Genomic DNA, 3,070 nt, shown 5'->3' with positions numbered 1-3,070 from the left:
TCATCTTGCAGGGTCGCTGAACTCATTCCACCTCAGCGTTCACCCTGCTCTTTGGTGTGGTAATCGTTCTATGACACCCTCAAAGTAAGCAATTATTTCTAACGGCCACTATAGGTGATAGTAGTCGTTTGAGAAGGTGCCCATGTCCGTGTGGGGCGAATTCCTTCGGGAGTCCGCGAGAGTTGTGATCCGGTCGCATGGAACCATCGATGCCACGTTCTTTGACCGCGAAACGGCATCGGACACTACCAACACCACTCGGATCGCCGCATACGCACGCTCAAAACGACGGTACCCGTCGATACAGACTCGTATGCCATCCTCGATGTTCACTGCTCGGCAACTGGCCTCATGACATCCAAACTGGCCGTCGAAAGTCGAGTCGCTCTTCGGAACACCTAGAAATTGAGAGTCTCGGCCGCGACAAGCGCTATGACGACCAATCGCTCCGAGACACCCTCCGTTCAGAGGGCGTCCCGCCCCTGCTTCGCCATCGGTTGTTCGCTGGTACAATCACGCGCACAACGGACGGTTGGACAACGAATAGACAGCCAACGCTGGATGGCAGAGACCGCTTTTTCGGCCATCAAGCGTCGGTTCGGTCCCGCTGTCCATTCACGTGAGGGGTACCGTGGGTTCCGCGAGTTCGTGTTGATAGCCGCAGTCTCCAACCTCGAACAGGCTCTCAAAACGTGATCCCCACGCTGGCGTCGGATTCAACAAATCAATCCGGAGGACAAGACTTATGGAAATTACTTTTAGATATCCAATGTATGTCTGGTGCGTCTTTACAGCGGTTCGCCATACTACTGATGCTGTACGGTGGAATAGTACAAATAACCGAACTGTTGATTCTGGAGTCCGGTGGGAGCTGGGGCCCCCTAGAGACGGGCGTCATCTACGTTGCTCTCCTCCTCGGGTTCGTCGGGTTAGTTGTAGAACTGAGAGGCGATTAAACCCGTCTCGTCGCGACCGTGGATGGACACCGTGTGTTCGCCTTCTCTTCTATATCAGAAGTATGCTGGAGAGACGTGGAATCAGACCCGATTACGGACAGTTAGTACGGGGAACAGTACGTCTCGTAAGAGAAAGTCTCGCTGTCTCCGGCAGTGTTCAGCCATTTGAACCCGGGGACAGCGTTCGGGATTCCCCAACCAAGATCGATGTCGATGTCCAGAATCGTTGCTCCACCGGGGGACGAGCATCCAGCTTCCCACTCGGCGACGCTACCGATTTCGAACTCGGCGTTGTACATCGAAGCGTTACTTCCCACACTGTTGATTTCGAAGGAGTGTTTCGTTCGACCGGTTGCCTTAGTGGTCTTATCGATTAGTTCTGCGCCAGGAATGGCGACGCTGGTACTGTATCCGACTGTCAGGCTCGGGTCTCGCGCTATGTTGAGGCTCATCGAAGCGGTCCGACTCTTCGTCACGTCTCCTAAATCGTTGGTCGGGTCGTAGTCCTCGATCAGATCGTCGGTCGGGGTATCGTTTGCACTCTTGTCCCAATCATGGAACACCTTCGCGGACCGGTTCCGCCATCCGTTGTACGTCGATCCAGGGATACAGTACTCATCGTTGTTCGAGACACTGGAGTTACAGACCTGGCGTCCGGGTTCCATCCGAATCATCGACCGGGCACCGATTCGGGGATCTTCGGGTGACCGACGGACATCACTCTCGATTTCGACCATCCCCGGTCTGGATTCACCCCAGTTGTGCGACTTGAACGGGTACTCATTGTAAACGTCGGTTCCACCTACGGAGTTCCACTCGCTCCAGGGGATATCGTACTCAGCGCTCGTCTCAGGGGTGCGGTCGGAACTGGCGGTCAGTTCCTGGGTCGCGCTGTCAAGCAGTTCGTCTGCCTTCGAGTGTAGTCGGTCCTCGATCCCGGCAGCTGCATCCGAGATAGATTCCCCGCGGTCGGGGCTACGCGAGCGAGTGACGAACTGTTCTCTGGGGCCCTCACCCTCGGTAGCCACCACGTTGTAGCCGATGATTTGCTTGTCTTCGAAGGCAGCATCTGGGTCCACGAAGACGGAGAGCGAGCTCGCTGCGTCCGTGGAGACGGAATCGGCGAACCGTTGGCGAAGAGACATAATCTGTCGAGCGGAAATCGGGTCGGCAACTCGTCCACGGAGCGTTTCGTAACGTACCGAGTCTGCTCGTGGGGAACTTTTTGCGGCCTGAACAGTCGAGGGGATGGCCACTGCACCGATACCGAGGGCCTTGAGTACCGTTCTCCGTTTCTGAGAATGGTTATTACCATCCATGGCCGCTAATAGAGTCAGCACTTGTATAAACCTTATTTTTAACCATTTTTAATCCATATTCGAAAGCGAATTGTTCTACGGATACCAGAGCGACGGTGTTCTGCGGCCTTCTGGGGATTCAACAGAGCAGTGGAGACCAGTTTCTCCCGCTGAGGGCAACCATCGATTCAGAATAGGTGTCCAACCTCCAGTATGCCACCATTCGCTCCCCTTGACGAACAGGGATTTGCGTACAGAGTGGCCAAAAAGTTGGTCCAGAGCTACCAGACATCGTCACAAGCAACTGAGTGCCGGAGGGTCAATCCAACCAAATCTAGTGAAGTTGCAGCACCTGGGCAACTCGTTTCGAAGGCTAGGCCAACGTTTACACCGTCAAGCATCTCACTACCAAGCAGGCTCTCGATGCATTCTAGTGTTCTCGCCAGACTTCACTCAGGGTTGCTGTTCTGTCTGCTTTGTCTCTGCCTCCTGGTGTCACTCTCTGTTGTTGTCGCTCCTGCCCTGTCCGCGGGAGCCGAGGCATACGAGGAGAAGTACCCCAACTCCTCAGCACCGGCGGAGTGTATCGACAGTGGACAGTCGTCGCTCCCGATGACCCGCACACGTTCTGAGCCGCCTACCTCACCGACGACTGAACACGAGATAATCGCGAACATCTCCCAGGTTGACTCGAACCAGTCTCGCTTCAGAATCAACTACTGGCTGTGTTGAATCGCCATACTGCAGTGGAATTCACTGTTTCACAGCCCGCTTGATGTTATAGACGACACACATCAGGGCGATTTCTCGGAACTC

Annotated in this window: 2 protein-coding genes; one reads left to right on the top strand and one right to left on the bottom strand. The window is 54.9% G+C overall.

Translation table 11 applies throughout. The features are described from left to right. The first annotated feature begins 773 nt into the window (after positions 1 to 773). The gene (locus BLT27_RS18875; protein WP_089736681.1) at positions 774 to 956 is read left to right on the top strand and encodes a hypothetical protein; all 183 of its coding nucleotides are present in this window, start codon (positions 774 to 776) and stop codon (positions 954 to 956) included. Positions 957 to 1,057: 101 nt separating this feature from the next. On the opposite strand, the gene BLT27_RS18870 is transcribed toward BLT27_RS18875, so the two are convergent. Beyond that, complete coding sequence (locus tag BLT27_RS18870) at positions 1,058 to 2,275, bottom strand: hypothetical protein (RefSeq protein WP_139172445.1); 1,218 nt, start codon at positions 2,273 to 2,275, stop codon at positions 1,058 to 1,060. Between the last annotated feature and the right edge of the window lie 795 nt (positions 2,276 to 3,070).

The sequence above is a fragment of the Haloarchaeobius iranensis genome, assembly GCF_900103505.1.
Classification (GTDB): Archaea; Halobacteriota; Halobacteria; order Halobacteriales; family Natrialbaceae; genus Haloarchaeobius; species Haloarchaeobius iranensis.
This window is presented reverse-complemented; position numbering and strand designations above follow the sequence as displayed.